The sequence below is a fragment of the Sphingobacterium sp. BIGb0165 genome (assembly GCF_024810095.1).
In the GTDB taxonomy this organism is placed as follows: domain Bacteria; phylum Bacteroidota; class Bacteroidia; order Sphingobacteriales; family Sphingobacteriaceae; genus Sphingobacterium; species Sphingobacterium detergens.
The window spans coordinates 314,038-331,830 of the sequence record NZ_JANUEB010000001.1 but is presented as its reverse complement, the minus strand read 5'-3'; the positions used below and the strand labels follow the sequence as shown (position 1 = coordinate 331,830).

16 protein-coding genes are annotated in these 17,793 nt (G+C 40.1%); 2 read left to right on the top strand and 14 right to left on the bottom strand.

What is annotated here, in order from left to right:
- Positions 1 to 19 precede the first annotated feature (19 nt).
- The 14 genes from M2408_RS01420 to M2408_RS01355 all read right to left on the bottom strand — a co-directional run bounded on the left by M2408_RS01420 (position 20) and on the right by M2408_RS01355 (position 15,279).
- The gene (locus M2408_RS01420) at positions 20 to 1,705 is read right to left on the bottom strand and encodes a GMC oxidoreductase (protein ID WP_259178623.1); all 1,686 of its coding nucleotides are present in this window, start codon (positions 1,703 to 1,705) and stop codon (positions 20 to 22) included.
- A gap of 42 nt (positions 1,706 to 1,747) precedes the next feature.
- Entirely contained in the window at positions 1,748 to 2,992 is a 1,245-nt protein-coding gene (locus M2408_RS01415; RefSeq protein ID WP_259179407.1) for an MFS transporter, read from the bottom strand.
- A 94-nt stretch (positions 2,993 to 3,086) separates the two neighbouring features.
- Positions 3,087 to 4,010, bottom strand: a complete 924-nt coding sequence (locus tag M2408_RS01410) for a hydroxypyruvate isomerase family protein (protein WP_259178620.1) — start codon at positions 4,008 to 4,010, stop codon at positions 3,087 to 3,089.
- A 15-nt stretch (positions 4,011 to 4,025) separates the two neighbouring features.
- Positions 4,026 to 5,048 carry an FAD:protein FMN transferase gene (locus tag M2408_RS01405; RefSeq protein WP_259178619.1) on the bottom strand — a complete coding sequence of 341 codons (1,023 nt, stop codon included), beginning with the start codon at positions 5,046 to 5,048 and terminating at the stop codon, positions 4,026 to 4,028.
- Positions 5,049 to 5,061: 13 nt separating this feature from the next.
- Complete coding sequence (locus M2408_RS01400) at positions 5,062 to 6,375, bottom strand: Gfo/Idh/MocA family oxidoreductase (RefSeq protein ID WP_259178618.1); 1,314 nt, start codon at positions 6,373 to 6,375, stop codon at positions 5,062 to 5,064.
- Positions 6,376 to 6,403: 28 nt separating this feature from the next.
- Positions 6,404 to 7,372, bottom strand: coding sequence for a formylglycine-generating enzyme family protein (locus tag M2408_RS01395; RefSeq protein ID WP_259178617.1), 969 nt, complete (start codon positions 7,370 to 7,372; stop codon positions 6,404 to 6,406).
- Between the two features lie 242 nt (positions 7,373 to 7,614).
- Positions 7,615 to 8,205: a hypothetical protein gene (locus tag M2408_RS01390; protein ID WP_120258085.1), complete on the bottom strand. Its 591-nt coding sequence runs from the start codon at positions 8,203 to 8,205 to the stop codon at positions 7,615 to 7,617.
- A 5-nt stretch (positions 8,206 to 8,210) separates the two neighbouring features.
- Positions 8,211 to 8,954: a hypothetical protein gene (locus tag M2408_RS01385; RefSeq protein WP_259178615.1), complete on the bottom strand. Its 744-nt coding sequence runs from the start codon at positions 8,952 to 8,954 to the stop codon at positions 8,211 to 8,213.
- Between the two features lie 290 nt (positions 8,955 to 9,244).
- Positions 9,245 to 9,508, bottom strand: a complete 264-nt coding sequence (gene rpmA / locus M2408_RS01380; RefSeq protein ID WP_046672918.1) for a 50S ribosomal protein L27 — start codon at positions 9,506 to 9,508, stop codon at positions 9,245 to 9,247.
- Positions 9,509 to 9,551: 43 nt separating this feature from the next.
- The gene (gene rplU / locus M2408_RS01375) at positions 9,552 to 9,863 is read right to left on the bottom strand and encodes a 50S ribosomal protein L21 (RefSeq protein WP_028068281.1); all 312 of its coding nucleotides are present in this window, start codon (positions 9,861 to 9,863) and stop codon (positions 9,552 to 9,554) included.
- Positions 9,864 to 10,011: 148 nt separating this feature from the next.
- Positions 10,012 to 12,054, bottom strand: a complete 2,043-nt coding sequence (locus tag M2408_RS01370) for a M13 family metallopeptidase (protein ID WP_259178599.1) — start codon at positions 12,052 to 12,054, stop codon at positions 10,012 to 10,014.
- A gap of 68 nt (positions 12,055 to 12,122) precedes the next feature.
- A complete protein-coding gene (locus M2408_RS01365; protein WP_259178597.1) occupies positions 12,123 to 13,631 on the bottom strand; it encodes a carbon-nitrogen hydrolase family protein in 1,509 nt (502 codons plus the stop codon).
- 151 nt (positions 13,632 to 13,782) lie between these two features.
- Complete coding sequence (locus M2408_RS01360; RefSeq protein ID WP_120258089.1) at positions 13,783 to 14,124, bottom strand: DUF3467 domain-containing protein; 342 nt, start codon at positions 14,122 to 14,124, stop codon at positions 13,783 to 13,785.
- A 36-nt stretch (positions 14,125 to 14,160) separates the two neighbouring features.
- Complete coding sequence (locus M2408_RS01355) at positions 14,161 to 15,279, bottom strand: M42 family metallopeptidase (RefSeq protein ID WP_259178595.1); 1,119 nt, start codon at positions 15,277 to 15,279, stop codon at positions 14,161 to 14,163.
- Between the two features lie 162 nt (positions 15,280 to 15,441).
- Here M2408_RS01355 and lgt point away from each other — a divergent pair, with 162 nt between their 5' ends.
- Both lgt and trpB read left to right on the top strand, forming a co-directional pair.
- Positions 15,442 to 16,257, top strand: a complete 816-nt coding sequence (gene lgt / locus M2408_RS01350) for a prolipoprotein diacylglyceryl transferase (RefSeq protein ID WP_120258091.1) — start codon at positions 15,442 to 15,444, stop codon at positions 16,255 to 16,257.
- Positions 16,258 to 16,500: 243 nt separating this feature from the next.
- Positions 16,501 to 17,691 (top strand): tryptophan synthase subunit beta, encoded by a 1,191-nt coding sequence (trpB, locus tag M2408_RS01345; protein WP_259178591.1) that lies wholly within the window; start codon positions 16,501 to 16,503, stop codon positions 17,689 to 17,691.
- Positions 17,692 to 17,793 lie beyond the last annotated feature (102 nt).

Here is a 17,793-nt window from a genome sequence, read left to right as displayed (position 1 = left end):
TGTTATCAATCTTTAGCTATTAGATATTACCTTTTTTCAATTCACTAACCGCATAATCAACCGCACGTGCAGTAAGTGCCATATAAGTAAGTGAAGGGTTGACACAACCAGCAGAAGTCATACATGCACCGTCTGTAACAAATACATTCAATGCATCCCACACCTGGTTATTACCGTTCAATACCGATGTTTTAGGGTCGAGACCCATACGCGCTGTTCCCATCTCGTGGATACCTTGGCCAAGTCCATATACATTGTCATATGTATAGGTATCTTTTACACCAATGCTTTCCAGCATTTCCTTCATTTCATTTTGCATGTCAGCACGCATCTTCAATTCATTATCTTTGATTTCGGCATCAAATGATAATACAGGCAAACCCCATTTATCTTTTTTGCTTTTATCAAGCGTAATTTTATTTTCATGGTACGGTAAGGTTTCTCCGAAAGCTGTAAAGCCCACGTTCCAGTCACCTGGTTCACAGATAGCGTCTTTCCATGCACCACCAACTTCCATTTCTGCAACAGCACCAGACCAACGGCCCCGACCTGCAGCACCTTGATAGCCAAATCCACGAACGTAATCGCGTTTTTTCGTATCGCCATCAACGTTGACAAAACGTGGCACGTAAAGACCTGTTGGACGACGTCCAAAAACATAGCTATCCAAATACCCTTCCACATTACCACCGGCACCACAACGGAAGTGGTGATCCATTAGGTTGTGACCAAGCTCACCACTGCTACTTCCAAGACCACCTTCCCATACATCTGTAGCAGAGTTCATCAATACCCAAGTCGAATTTAGTGCCGAAGCGCACACAAAAATGACCTTCGCAAAAAACTCATAGGTTTTGTTTGTTTCAGCATCAACAATTTCAACACCCTTCGCCTTTTTCGTATTTTTATCGTAGATAATCTTTGTAACAATAGAAAACGGACGTAATGTTAGGTTGTTCGTTTTCTTCGCTGCTGGTAAAGTTGCCGATTGTGTACTGAAATAAGCACCAAAGTTACAACCCAACCAACATTGATTTTGATATTGACAGTTGACACGGCCCTCATGTGGCACAGTGATATTCGCTGTCCGTCCCATAATGAAATGACGCTTGCCACCGTATTGTTTTTTCAATCGTTCAGCCAAATCCTTCTCAACAATATTCATCGGCATTGGCGGCATATAATCACCGTCAGGAAGCGACGCAACCCCGTCTCTATTTCCAGAGATACCAGCAAATTTTTCCGCGTAGCTATACCAAGGTGCAATATCTTTATAACGGATCGGCCAATCTACCCCATGCCCATCCTTCAAGTTAGCCTCGAAATCTAGGTCACCAAGGCGATAAGATTGTCTACCCCACATTAACGATCTACCACCGACATGATACCCGCGGTACCAATCAAAACGCTTCACCTCTGTATAAGGGCTATCTTTCTCATTCGCCCAAAGATCAAGGTTCTTTTCGTTCAATGGATAATCTCTGCGCAATACTGGATAATCCTCAATCATTTGCTGAGTACGACCACCAGCATGAGGCCATTCCCATGGCATTTTGTTTGGCGCAGTATAATCCTTAATGTGTTCGATGTTACGACCACGCTCTAGCATAATTGTTTTCAGTCCTTTTTCTGTCAATTCTTTCGCAGCCCATCCACCACTTATCCCAGAACCGATTACAATCGCGTCATAAGTATTTGTTGCCATCTCTCTTCTAATTATTTGTTTTTAAATAGTTATTTTTTCTGTTTAGTGTGCAGCGTTGGCATTATCCACTTTCTCATCTTTAAAGAGCGCTAGAAAGATAAAAAACACCACTGCGGCAATAATTGCGGGAACGACCCAAGTATGATTCCAAAATGCAGCTAAATCTGTTGCTTTCAAATCCTTGTATTTGTCACCCACATAACTTGCAACCCAGAAGCCGATCAACTGACCAACACCGTATGTTGCCAATGTAATCAACCCCTGTGCTGCAGACTTGTATTTAATACCCGCTTTGCTATCTGTATAAATCTGTCCCGAAACAAAGAAAAAGTCATAACAGATTCCGTGTAATGCGATACCGATAAGCAACATGAACGAAAGTTCACCAGCATTACCATAAGCAAACAACAAATAACGGATCACCCATGCCAACATCCCTACCAAGATCGTCTTCTTGAATCCAAATTTTGTAAAGAAAATTGGAAGTGCCAATAAGAACAAAACCTCTGAAAACTGACCAATCGTCATCTTACCAGTTGGGTTTTCCAAACCAATTTCTGTCAGGAATAAGTTCGCGTTGGAGTAATAGAATGCTAAAGGAATACAGATTAGAACGGAGGATACAAAAAAGATCAAAAAGTTTTTGTCTTTCAGCAATTTAATGGCATCCAGACCAATGATTGATGCAAAAGACGGTTTTTCACCTTCATCCAGTTTAACCGGTGGTGTTTTTGGTAAAGCAAAGGAAAATACGCCCAATACCAAAGAAGCTACTCCTGACATTAAGAATGTATTTTTCAAAGCACCATCTGATGCGCCTGCGTCCCATTTGAAGATATAGCTAATTGCCAATCCCGCCGCAATCCAACCAATTGTTCCCCAGATACGTATAGCCGAAAACTGCTTTTCTGGATTTGTTAATTGGCGAAATGAAACCGAGCTTGCTAATGCTAATGTAGGCATATACAAAACCATATAAGCCAGTACATAAGGATAAAAAGTAGACATATCGGCCGCTCCATACATCTGATACATTAATACGGCACCGACCAAATGCAAAACACCTAAAATACGCTCGGCATTAAAATAACGATCGGCAATCATTCCTACAATAAAGGGAGCGATAATCGCACCCAATGACTGCGTCGAAAAGACATTGGCCATTTCGAAATCCGTTGCGTGCAGATTCTTACTCAAAAAAGTGCCTAATGTGACAAACCATCCCCCCCAAATAAAAAATTCAAGGAACATCATGAAGGATAGTTTAAATTTTATTGTTGATGAAATCATAAATAAATGGTGTTTTACAATACTACTAATTGGTTTTACCTGCTCAATTTAAGAAATTAAATCTAATTGTCAATAGTACACTATTAAAATATTACAAAAAGCTATCGACCTCACGGTAGGCCGTTACCAACCTGTCTTCACCCTCTTTACCGGGCTTAGAATTGCCATGTTCCATACCCATTATACCCCTATATCCTTTACTATGAATATGTTTGAATACGTTTTTATAATTGATCTCTCCTGTAGTTGGTTCTTTACGTCCCGGATTATCCCCAATTTGAATATAAGCAATTTCATCCCAACAACGGTTCATGTTAGCAATCAAATCCCCTTCTGTACGTTGCATATGGTAGATATCATACAATATCTTGCAGGAAGGACTATTGACAGCCTTACACATTGCATAGGTTTCATGCGTTTGCTGTAAAAATAATTCCGGTGTATCACTTAAAGTCTCCAGCACCATTACCAAACCATGTGGTTCGAAAATCTCTGCCCCTTTACGCATCGCCTCAAGGATATTGCTGAATTGATTTCCCCAAGGTAATCTCCGCTCATAAAATCCAGGTACGACTGTAAGCCATTTTGCATTACAACGCTTGGCCGCTTCGACAGACTTATGACAGGTTTCGACAAATTTATCTAAGAACTCTTTTTTACCTGTCGCTAAGGAAGGCATCCAGTTTTGACCACCATCAACGACAAATACGCCCATCGTCATTCCCAATTTTGCCAGTAGGTCCCCTACTTTCTTTTGCTCATCCAATGTACGGCCGAGGTAACCGTTATCTTCAATTCCGCGGAAACCCAAATCATGCATATAACGGATTTCGTCCAGGAAGTTGTCCCCTGCATGATTCTTGAACATCCCTTGATGTGGGGCATAATTTAGATTGAATGTCTTTCCTTTATCCATCATATTGGTTGCATTTTGGTTTGTTGAGGCAAATGTATGCCCAGATAATCCGGCTCCAGCGGCCAAAAGGCCACCTTTGATAAAATCAGATCTTTTCATTTTGTTTATAATTGATTAATTTTTAAATAATTTACCAAATCCATCTGAATAAATTGTCTGAATGGACTGATTTTTATTTTTATAAATGACAAAAACTTCCACATTCTTCAATTTCTTGGCCTTCGCGATAATTTCGGCAGGTTCCATTCCCATAAAGTAGTTGTCCAAAGCATCAGCATCCATCGCAGTTCTGGTATATACGGTAACACTTAATACACTGGTTGTATAAGGAAAACCTGTCACCGGATCGATATGATGTCCCAATTTTTTATCCTTATATTTAATAAATTTCTCAAAACTACCCGCTGTGGTTAGCGCACCGGTTTTGAGTTGGACAACCGCTGTCATGATATCCTCCTGCTTGCTTTCGTCGGGCTGGACAATCCCAATGGAAAAGCCTTTTTGTCCTGGTGGGGTTCCCGAAGTTCTGATTTCACCACCTACCTCCACCATGTAATTGGAAATTCCTTTATGTTCGAGGTAATCAGCCAGCACATCAACGGTATACCCTTGTGCGATACCATTGACATCAATCTTAACCCCCTGCTTTTTCTTGATTAGCTGCTTGCGATTGACTTTAAGATAATGCATACCTACAAATTGCTTGGCTGCATAAACTGTTGCCGAATCCGGAGCAACCTGGTTTTTTTTAACACCAAAGCCCCAAAGGTTGACCAATGGGGCAATAGTAATATCGAATTGGCCTTTAGATAGTTTGTTGTATCGGAATGAAGCCGCAATGACATGAGCCATATGCTTATCCATTTCAATCTGCATAACGCTATCTTGGTTAAACAAGGATATTTTTGAATCCTTGCGATAGATCGACATGGATAGATCGATAACTTTTAAGATGCTATCAATCTCCGACCGCCTAACAAGACTATCCGAAGCGAAATAAGTAACGTGAAATTGCGTGCCTTGTGCAGGGCCTTCCAGGCGAATCTTGCTTAACTCTTTTGAACCAGTTTGCGCCTGTAAACCAAGCGCCCCAATAATAAAAAAGAATATACAGCAGATTTCCCTATTTAGCCCCATCACTGCACTGCTATTAAATATAAAGGTTTGTATTTTGACCAGGGTTTGCTACAGCATAAAAACCCTCTGTATCAGGAAGTAACTTCGGTTTAGCATCCCAAGCCAGTACATCTGGTCCCAATTTGATCATTGATTTCAATGCTTCATCCCATTTGATAACCTTACCTGTATAACAAGCAATACGTCCGATGATACCCGTTAAGGTACTATAAGCGCCATATTCTGCGTTGTCAAACTTGTACTCACCTTTCGTGATCGCTTCAAAAAGTTCCCTGTGCTCTTGTTGATATGGATTTGGATTACCTTTCGCGTCATGGCGATAGATCTCTTTACCTTTCCAATCATACAATACAGCCTGTCCACCAGCCGAAAGATATACGCGGCCTTTTGTCGCCTGAAACTGCTCATCAACACGGTTTTGTATTCCTTCAAAATGTCGACATTGGCTATACACCACACTGTTATCTGCATAAGTCAGTTCAAGTGCAAAATTATCATAGATTTCACCGTATTCTTTACCAGTACGGTGTGCTCTACTTCCTGTACCTTGGATGGATACCGGATAAGAACCTTTCACCCAGTTGGCAATATCAATATTGTGTACATGTTGCTCAACGATATGATCACCGCACAGCCAGTTGAAATAATACCAGTTACGCATTTGATATTCCATTTCAGATTGCTCCGGTTTACGTGGGCGTACCCACACCCCGCCTGAATTCCAATACACCTGTCCTGAAGTAATATCACCGATTGCGCCATCGTGAATACGCTTGATCGCTTCACGATAGTTGGTCTGATAGCGACGTTGCAAACCTACGACAACATTCAACTTTTTACGCTTAGCTTCAGCCGCCGCACGTATAACTTGTTGCACACCTGGAATATCAACAGCAACAGGTTTCTCCATAAAAACATGTTTCCCCTGACGGATTGCTTCTTCAAAATGTGTTGGTCTAAACCCTGGAGGCGTTGCTAAAATAACAACATCAGCTAATTTAATCGCCTCTTTATAAGCGTCAAATCCTACAAATTTATGGTTATCGCTGACATCGATTTTATCTTGCCATTTCTCTTTAAGCGTATTATATGTACTATCTAAATTATCTTTAAATGCATCAGCCAATGCAACGACTTTGATGTTTGCTCCTGAGCTTAAGGCGTCAAATGTAGCACCGGTACCTCTACCTCCACAGCCTACTAAAGCGACTTTGATAACATCAGAACCAGCAGCATAGGCTCCGGATAAAGGCAGTGAGCTTAACATGGCACCGCCTGCAACCATGGCAGAAGTTTTAATAAAATCTCTTCTTTCTAGATTTTCCATAACAGTTTTATATTGATTATTTTATTTTTTAAAAATCTTTAATTGGTTTTTTATCATAATAAGCCATAATTTCCTCATGGCTAGGTGGATTCAATGGTCGTACTAATCGCATACCAACAAATGGTGCTTCGGGAAACCACCAATTACTTTTTGGAACCTGAGGGTCCAATTGTTTCCAAATTGGATCTGAGGCGCCCCGGGCTGCTGAACGGAGATCTGCAGCAGCATGATCGAACGCTCCACCACGGACAACATGTGGATACAAGGTTGTTGGAACGACAACAGGATTCGTTAACACCTTATCCTTACCTTCATTATAGCTATCGGCTTTGTATTGGTCATAAGTCCATTCCCCTACATTACCATAAATATCATAAAGACCCCAAGGGTTAGGTTTCTTCTCCCCTACAGCATGTGTTTTTTGCTCCGAATTATCTTTATACCAGGCATACTCTCCCAATTGAGCTTCTTTATCGCCAAAAAAATAGGCCGTCTTAGCACCGGCGCGTGCAGCATATTCCCATTCCGCCTCAGTTGGCAGACGATAGAATACACCTGTACGTACATACAACCATTTGCAAAATTGGATCGCATTATAGTGGGTCATCGCAAGTGCCGGATGCCCTTCTTTACCAAAACCAAAGGTCATATCAAGGTAGGGCTTCGTAGGTCTGGTTACGGCATCTATTTCCGATGCAACCTTACCATCCTTGCTTTTTGCGATTTCATAATCTTTGTACAGAAAAGGCTCAAACAAATCCCAGGTCACTTCATACTGCCCCATCCAGAATGGATCGAGTTTAACCTCATGTACTGGCTTTTCATCATCCTTCCCGCCAGTAACAGAGCCCATTTTGAAGCTTCCGCCCGGGATTGCCACCATTTTAAACGAAAGATTGGTTCCTTCAATGGTCTGCTCATAAGGATCAAACTTCTTTTGAGCATTAGCATGTACCCCGGCAAATAACAAAACAGGAATTAAGAATCTTTTTAACATATTTAGGTTTCTATTTAAAGACTAAAATATAAAATAAGGTGTATACTTTACACTTTGACATTATAACTTTTTTATTACAGTTTAATTATTAACAAAAGAAACCATTTGTAATAACGGTTTAGCAAGCAGACTTACACACTCCAAAGGGAGGTCTCGGTTAGTTAAAAAAATAGTTCCTTCCATAAAAAAGGTTTTCCATTCGAATGGAAAACCTTTTTTATCTCTTTACTGATCCGTATCCCTTATAGCAGGATTTTTCGGCTCACCGCCTTGTCTATGGTAATATATCCAGGATAGAATACCGATTGGCCAGCAATATTGATCGAAGGTTTAATTTTTAACGTAAATATTCCCTTTTTATTCTCATCGCTGGACATTAAAAAATTTTGCAGGTCCGAATTCACCAAAAGATCATAAATATTGGTTGCAATACGTACATTGGCCACAGTAGACTCACCAGGTTCAATTTGTAAGGATTGATTGACAATTCCTTCGACAAGCTGCTGACCGCCATATAGAATGATATATTGAAACTTATTGATTGATGCTTTCTTTAGTGTCGGATTATCTATTTTAAGACGAATTACGGCATCCAAAGGAATATCCTTTCGTAAGTAAGCCAAAGCCAGACTCGGTGCCGCCCCGAGGTCAATCTGATTATTTTTGATCAGACGCTGCAGCGATGTTCCCGCCAACCGAATACTGTCTACTGATTCCACATCAAACTTACATTTCGCCAAATTCTCGATCTGCGCTTTTTGTCTATTCACTCCGCATCCGGAAATAAATAAGCCCAAAAAGACCAAACATCCAAATAAAATTTTCTTGCTCATAGCTGCTATTTTCCTCCAAATTTATACAAAACTCCCAGTGTAAACAATGGGTAGCCGGCTTTTAAATACGTATTGCTTTTAAAACCGAAAACCATACCATTTGTGTACTGCAACTTCCACCCTTTTCCAAGCCCCATTCTGGTATAAAACACAGGCTCAATAAGCATATTATCTTCTTTCTCGACTGGAAGGCCATCAATTGCAAAGTTCTTCATACGCATATTGCTCAGTCTAATGATCGTACCGTAGTCAATATCATGTCTATTACCGAACAATTTCAGGGCATCCTTCTTTTCCGATGAAAAGTTCACCTGCACAAAGATCTTGTCAAAGTCCATGTCTTGCGTCTCCACAATTGCCTGCCCCATTGTTGACGACCTTTTATCAATTACACTTGTGGTCCCTAATCCATACCCACCATATACTTCAAATACCCGATTATTTTTTTTACCAAAACGTGTATAGTAACCTATCCCCGCTTCAGCCATTTTCTGCGCGTAGTCCTTGGTATTGGATCTATTGTCCACAAAGGATCCATTAGCAATCACAGCAACGTGATCCGTTACTGCAACCCCTAAATTTGCAGATACATTTGCCTTTGTATTAATATTTCCGGAAACATAAACCTCACCAGCTTCTGTAAACATAGGCGCCGAAGGCACATTGGGCATATAGATCGAACTACAGGAATATAATGAACAGGCAAACAATCCAGCACACAGACCATATCCAAACTTGTTGTATTTCATAAATCGGTATTTATCTTAAAAACACATATCCCTTATAAAAATTGTACCAAAGCGGTTACATTTAACAGAAAATAACAATTTACCTCATAAATAAAGACCCGTTTTTTTTCCTTATGAGAGCATCCACGAGTTTTCGAACCAGCAAACAACTCTGATCCAATCAGATGGAACATTCCTTGATTTCAGCCAGATCATCGAATCTGTTAAAAATAAAATTTGACAACAAAAAGTAATATACACAAAAAAAGGCATCAATTGCTTGATGCCTTCTTCAAATATTGTTGCAAACCTTATGCTTGTTCTGTAGGAACTACAGATACATAAGATTTATTGTTAGCTTTTTTACGGAAAACTACTTTACCGTCTACTAGAGCGAACAATGTGTGGTCTTTACCAATTCCAACATTTGTGTCAGGATTGTGTTGTGTACCGCGTTGGCGTACGATGATGTTACCAGCGATTGCTTGTTGACCACCGAAGATTTTGATACCTAAACGCTTGCTATGTGACTCACGGCCGTTCTTAGAACTACCCGCACCTTTTTTATGTGCCATTTCTTTATCTTAATTTAAGACTAATGTCTGATTAAAAATTCAATTATAACGTAATACCAGTGATCTGGATTTTAGAAAATTGTTGACGGTGACCGTTTTTCTTTTTGTAGCCTTTACGACGTTTTTTCTTGAAAACGATAACTTTATCGCCTTTTAAATGAGACAAAATTTTAGCCGAAACTTTTGCACCAGCAACGCTAGGTGTACCAATGGTAAATTTACCACCGTCTTCTGCTAACAATACATTGTCAAATTCAATACTAGCGCCTTCATCTCCTTGTAAACGGTGTACAAAAAGGAACTGGTCTTTTGCAACCTTAAATTGCTGTCCTGCTATATTTACTATTGCGTACATTGTTAATTAATTAAATGTGTTATTAAATGAAGGGCAAAAGTAATTAGTTTTTATCACAATTCAAAGACAAATCTACCTTTTTCCCTTCATTTTTACTCAGCCAGTGTGTATCTCCATCGGAAATAACAGACTAGCAAGCATTAATCCCTTACCAAACTAAAATTCTTTTTTCCGGTGCAACGTACATTTTAGCCGTAGGCTGCACATTAAATGCCTTATAAAATGCTTCCATATTATAGACAGGGCCATTTACACGGAACTGCTCCGGGCTATGTGGATCAACTTTCAAACGTAAACGCATGCGCTCATCGCTGCTTTTCACCCGCCATACCTGTGCAAAACTTAAAAAGAAACGCTGATCACCTGTAAAACCGTCAATCTTCTCGTTCCCCTGCCCTTGTTTGGTCAATTTAAATGCATCATAAGCAATGTTCAATCCACCAATGTCAGCCAGATTCTCACCAAGGGTTAATTCTCCATTGACATGTTGATTATCCAATAAGGTAAAGCTGCCGTACAATTTCGTTACTTGATTTGCACGTTCGGTGAACTGTTTGGCATCTACTGCTGTCCACCAATCATTCAAGTTACCAGCTTTATCATACTGCCTACCTTGGTCATCAAAACCATGTGTCATCTCATGACCGATCACAGCACCAATAGCACCATAGTTGATCGCATCATCCGCATTGGCGTCAAAGAATGGAAATTGTAGGATTCCCGCAGGGAATACAATCTCATTGTAGGGTGGATTATAATAAGCATTTACGGTCGGCGTTGTCATGAGCCACTCCTTCTTATCAACAGGCTTGCTTATTTTACCGACCATCTCCTTATAAGCATGCTTAGCCGAAGATTGCAGATTCGCATAATACGTATCTTTTGCAACTTCTACATCACTATAATCTTTCCATTTTTCCGGATAACCGATTTTCTTGACAAAAGCTTCCAATTTCTCGATTGCCTTTTTCTTGGTTTCTGGTGTCATCCAGTCTAATTTCTCAATTCTTGTCTTGTAGACTTTTTGCAAATTATCGACCAATTCCATCATGCGCTGTTTTGCTTCAGGTTTGAAATAGTCATCAACATAGAGTTTACCGACAATCTCACCCAGGTTTTCATCCGCTGAGCTTACCATCAACTTCCAACGTTCTTTTTGTTGCTTTTGTCCATTGAGCGTCTTGCCGAATAGTTCAAATTTTGCATCGCGAAAATCCTTACTCAACGCAGTCGCAGAAGCATTCGCCAAATCAGCTTTTAGTTTTGTTTTCCAAACATCTACAGGCTGCGATTTCAATAAATTGTTTAATGCTAAGTAGAACTTAGGTTGTTGTACTAAAATCGTATCAGTCTTCACCTCCAATCGCCCAAGAATATCTTTCCAATTCAAATTTGGGGTTTGTTTCTGGAAATCCTGAACGGCAAACTTATTGTAGTTTTTGATGGGATCCCGCAATTCAACAGGCGTTAAATGTGATTTCGCGATTTCGGTTTCCAGCTTTAGTACCTCTTCAGCAGATTTCTGAGCATTTGCTCCCTCGCCGATTAATCCAAACAATTTAACCAAATAGGCCACATAAGCTTCCCTGATCTTCTTGGCTTTATCATCCTGATCCAGATAGTAGCTCGCTTCGGGCAGATTCAAACCACCCTGAAAAAATTGAAGTGCATTTTTATTGCTGATCCGATCATCAGCAGCCACATAAAAACTAAAAAGATCACCATCGCCATCTTTAAATCCATCTGCCGCATAGGCGATCAGTTCATCGACAGTTTTCAATGCATTGATTTTCTGAATCGTTCCTTCTATCGGCTTGGCACCAAGTTTATCGATGGTTACGGTATCCATACCGCTCGCATAGAAATCACCGGCTTTCTGCTGATCTGATCCCTTCTTACTGTTGGACTGAGCGGCATTTTCCAATACTGTTTTTAAATTCTGCAAATTTTCATCCGCTAGAATATAAAATGAGCCCCAACCCGTTTCGGAAGCCGGTATCTGGGTATTTTTCATCCAAGCGCCATTCGCATATTGGAAGAAGTTGTCACCAGGATTGACTGTTGTGTCCATGCCAGAAACATCAAAAAAATTGGTTCTGACTTCTTGTGCACCCTCTTTGCTCTTATTGGACTGACATGACAGCATCATTAAGACGATCGAGAGCGTCCCCCATTTGACTTTTTGTATCATACTTTATTAGATTAAAGAATATAATTAAAGCTAAGCATATTTTGAAGCGCTTCAAAAATACAGCGTAATTATTTCAAAAGTTTTACTTCATACAGGTCTTTGCGTCGGTCTTTTTTGACTTTTACGGTACCATATTCATGTAGATCACGCAATGCATAAAGATCCACATCTGCGATCAGTACCATTTCCGCATTGGGTGTTGCTTCGGCTTTGATTGCATTGTTTGGAAATGCAAAATCTGAAGGTGTAAAGACGGCAGATTGCGAATATTGAATATCCATATTATTGACGCGTGGCAGGTTACCCACAGACCCCGCAATGGCCACATAACATTCGTTTTCGATGGCGCGGGCCTGTGCACAGGTTCTGACGCGAATATAACCGTTCTGTGTATCGGTCATAAAAGGTACAAATAGAATCTGCATTCCCTGATCGGCCAAAATGCGGCTCAATTCCGGAAATTCTACATCATAACAGATCAACAGACCGACTTTCCCACAGTCCGTATCAAATACCTTTACCTCACTTCCCCCCACCATGCCATAATATTTAAATTCATTTGGTGTGATATGAATTTTCTTAAATTCATCCAGCTTACCATTTCGATGACAGAGGTAAGAAACGTTATAGAGTTTCTTATTTTCCATCAGGGGCATAGATCCTGCAATAATATTCACGTTATAGGAAACCGCAAACTGCTGGATACGATCAATAATATCGGAAGTATGCTGCGCCAATCTTTCCATCGCCAATCGTTCGGGAAGGTCATTGTAAGGGCTCATTAGTGGTGTGTTAAAAAACTCTGGAAACATGATAAAATCCGTTCCATAATCACTAACGGTATCCACAAAGAATTCAATCTGGTCATAGAAAGCTTCAATATTATCGAATAAGCGCATCTGCCACTGCACCAGTCCCAGACGAATGGTCTGTTTTGTTGTCGAAATCGAACGGGTCTCCGATTCATAATAAATATTATTCCATTCTAGCAAGGTCGCAAACTCCATCGACTCAGCATCTTCTGGCAAATAATGTTTTAGGATCTTTTTGACATGAAAATCATTGGAAAGTTGAAATGTCAATGTCGGATCATATATTTCCTTGCGTTTTACCTTCTCAATATAAACCCTTGGACTCATTTTGTCCGCGTAATTATGATAATTGGGAATCCGACCACCAGCAACGATACATTTTAAGTTCATCTGCTCGCATAGCTCTTTCCGCGCATCATACAGACGACGTCCTAAACGCAATGCACGATGTTCTGGATGCACAAATACTTCGATACCATACAATGTATCACCGTCATCACTATGTTTGCTGAATTTACCATCATCAATAATATCATAATAACTATCGTAGATATTATTCTTTTTAGAATTGAGGATAATAGACAAAGCACAGGCAACGACTTGGCCATCTATCTCTACACACAATTGTCCCTCGGGAAATATTTCAATCAAATCCTGAATATTTTCCTTTGACCAGGTCTCCCCCACACCGTCATAAGCTTGCTCCATTGATTCCTTCAAACCAACATAATCTTTCTTTGTCAAGTTGCGCACTTGAATATCCATATAAATCTCCTTTTGAAATAAGTTTTTCTAAAAATAGCAAAAGTCGGGCCCAAGCCCAAACATCCGGGTAGTCTAATACCCACAAATGGAGACAAAAAAAGGCACCAATTGTTTTATTGGCGCCTTAATTATCGATAGATTATGCTATTGACTATGCTTGACCTTGAGGAGTTCCGAAAGGAAATGCTACTGTTGGATCACCACCTTGTTGCGGTTGTTCAGCAACACCCATATCCATTTTAATTGGACCGTTCAATGCTTCGAAACGATTCACGTTATCAACCAATGCACCTAACAAGCGTTTTGCGTGCTCTGGAGTCAAAACGATTCTTGATTTCACTTTTGCTTTTGGCACTCCTGGCATCACACGGATAAAGTCAACCACAAATTCTGTATTAGAGTGAGTGATAATCGCAAGATTTGAGTAGATTCCTTCTGCTACTTCTTCTGTCAACTCAATGCTCAATTCGTTTTGATTTTGGTTATTTTCCATAATAATTCTAAATGTAAGTTAATATAATCCTAAATTTTATTTTGTAAATGTTCTAAAGTCCTGTCCATCCTCGATATTCAACAATGTTTGATAGATCAAACGGATCACATTGTCAACATCTTCTTTATGCACCATCTCAACCGTTGTATGCATATAACGTAACGGCAAAGAAATCAACGCTGAAGGCACCCCGCCATTGCTGTAAGCAAAAGCATCTGTATCAGTTCCTGTGTAACGTGAACATGCCTGACGTTGGAATGGGATATTGTTCTCCTCAGCAACTTTAACCAACAGTTTATTCAAATTCACCTGAACTGCTGGAGCATAAGACAATACCGGACCTTTTCCGGAGAATAAATCTCCTTGCGTGATCTTGTTGATCATCGGTGTTTGGGTATCGTGTGTCACGTCTGTAACAATGGCAACATTCGGCTTTATGCGGTCTGCAATCATTTCTGCACCACGCAAACCAATCTCTTCCTGCACCGAATTTACGATATATAATCCAAATGGCAATTTCTTTTTATTCTCTTTTAGCAGACGCGCAACCTCGGCAATCATAAAGCCGCCGGCACGATTATCCAAGGCCCGTCCGATATAGTAACGATCGTTCAAGATTGAAAAAGTGTCTTCATAGGTAATCACACAACCCACATGTACACCCAAGGCTTCCACCTCTTCTTTGGTGCTGCATCCACAATCCAAAAAGATATTTTTTAGAGAAGGATTTTCTTCTTTCTCGCCCGAACGTGTATGAATGGCAGGCCAGCCAAATACCGCCTTAACGATTCCTTTTTCTGTATGAATGTTCACCCGCTTGGAAGGCGCAATCTGATGATCAGAACCACCATTACGCACCACGTAGATTAATCCATCTTTTGTAATGTAATTAACAAACCAGGAGATTTCATCAGCGTGCGCTTCGATCACTACTTTATAGTTTGCTTTTGGGTTGATAACACCAACTGCTGTACCATAGTTATCCACGAATGTTTCGTCCACATAAGGCTTCAGATAATCCAGCCATAAACGTTGACCTTCCCATTCAAAACCTGTGGGAGAAGCGTTGTTTATATATTTTTCAAAAAATGAAAGCGAATCTTTTGTTACGACCGCAGTCGTTTTCTGTTCTTTTTTCTTATTCTTTTCAGCCATCTTTTCCTTTTCTATTTACTTTCGTCAAAATATGAAAATTTCAATGAAATGCAAAAGTAAAAATGTTTTTTGGAATATTCCTTTTACATTTAACTTTGATTTTATTGAAAAATAAGATTAAACCTTATCTTTACCATGGTAATTTAAACAGACATAAAATATATGAATTCAATACTAAGTGCTATACATTGGAATATAGATCCCGAGATGTTCAACCTTGGCGCATTTGCCCTACGTTACTACGCATTATGTTGGCTGCTCGCTTTTTTTGTTTCCTATGTTATTATGTTGCGCATTTTCAAAAAGGAAGGCCGCACGCAAGAACAACTGGACCAACTTTCCATCTATATCTTCCTCGGCACGCTAATTGGCGCACGACTTGGTCATTGTCTGTTCTACGATTTTGACTATTATAAAGACCATATTCTAGAAATTTTCCTTCCTTTCAAATGGGATAAAAACGGATTCCAGGTCACAGGTTTTGCCGGATTAGCTTCTCATGGTGGGGCTATAGGTATCCTCACAGCACTTTACCTCTTCTGCCGCAAAACAAAAACAGACTTTTTATGGTTGGCAGATCGATTGGTTGTCGTCGTTCCTATTGCTGGTGCGCTGATCCGTATCGGAAATTTTTTCAATTCAGAAATGGTCGGCACCCCTACGGATTTACCTTGGGCAATCATTTTCGACCGTCATGACAACATCCCTCGCCATCCGGGTCAGCTCTATGAAGCCATCGCCTATATTATCATCTTTATTATTATCGGCTCCTTATTCAAGTCAAACCCGAATCGTCAAAAAGGAAAATTATTCGGCATTTTTATGGTCTTATTATTTGGTGCACGGATGGTATTGGAACATTTTAAAATTGATCAGGAAGATTTTGAACAAAGTATGCTACTGAATATGGGGCAACTACTGAGTATCCCTTTTATTTTGGTCGGTCTCTATTTTATCTTCCGCAAACCAAAAGCGTAAAACAGACTGCGATCAACTAGTATTCGCAAAACACATATTTAACAAGGCATCTTTTCTGAAAAAGATGCCTTTTTTTATAGTCATATTCGAAAGTTATGCATGCTCCGTCAAAGCTTCGGCTTCAGTTCTACATCCAATTCATAAACAAATTTTGTTGTTTTTAGTCCAAAACCTACAAAGATTACTATATTTAGGCTTCTTTTATTATCAAACATTTTTACAACGAGAAAACTTAAGCCTAAAATGAGTCTAGAAAAGTGTGCATCTGTCGAAGCGAACGAAAACATGCTTCAATACAATGGTAAATATGGTGAGTATGGCGGATCTTTTATCCCACCTGTTTTGGAAAGTCAGTTAAACAAGTTAGCCGAATTTTTCGATAGCCATGTACAGAAAGAAGAATTCCAAAAAGAATTTATTTCCATCCTTAAACACTATGTAGGACGCCCATCACCTTTGTATTTTGCAAAAAACCTAAGTGAATATGTTGGTTCCAGAATCTATCTAAAGCGGGAAGACCTAAACCATACGGGTTCACATAAAATAAACAATTGCATCGGTCAGATCTTATTGGCCAAACAAATGGGTGCTACCGAGATCATCGCTGAAACCGGTGCAGGACAACATGGTGTTGCAACCGCCACAGCAGCGGCATTATTAAATATCCCTTGTAAGGTATTTATGGGTGAGATTGATGCTGCCCGTCAGGCGCTGAACGTAAAACGGATGGAACTACTGGGTGCTCAAGTTGTTACGACAAATCTAGGAAGCCGTACGCTTAAAGACGCTGTTGACGCAGCCTTGATGTACTACGTAGAAAACCCTAGCTCCTATTACCTTTTGGGCTCACATGTCGGACCACATCCCTACCCAAAAATGGTTGGATATTTTCAGAGCGTTATCGGGAAAGAAGCCAGACAACAGATCCTTGAACAAGAAGGACGTCTTCCAGATAGTATCTTTGCATGTGTAGGCGGTGGATCAAATGCCATTGGATTATTTTCAGGTTTCCTAGAAGACCAGGAAGTTGAAATCAATGGTGGCGAAGGTGGTGGTTCAGGAACCTACCCTAAAACAGCCGCTACCCTATCTTTTGGCAAACCTACTGTATTCCAAGGTACATATTCCTATTGCCTGGTTGACGATGCGGGTAATCCAATTCCTTCTACTTCGGTTTCTGCGGGACTGGACTATCCGGGTATATCACCCCAACATGCAGCTTTAAAGGACAGCAATAGAGCAAACTATTACCCAGTAACAGATGATGAAGCAATTGCAGCTTATAAACTGCTTTCAAAATTAGAGGGAATTATTCCGGCAATCGAATCTTCGCATGCGGTCGCATTGGCTATTAAGCTTCTAAAAGATAAAAATAAACTCGCTATCGTCAATTTATCTGGACGTGGCGACAAGGATGTGGATCGTGAATTTTAACAACTGACCATTTCAAATAGCAATACAAAGTCTCTTATCTAGGGACTTTGTATCTTACATTGACGCGAATCAGACACCTGCCAAATACACAAAGCAACGATA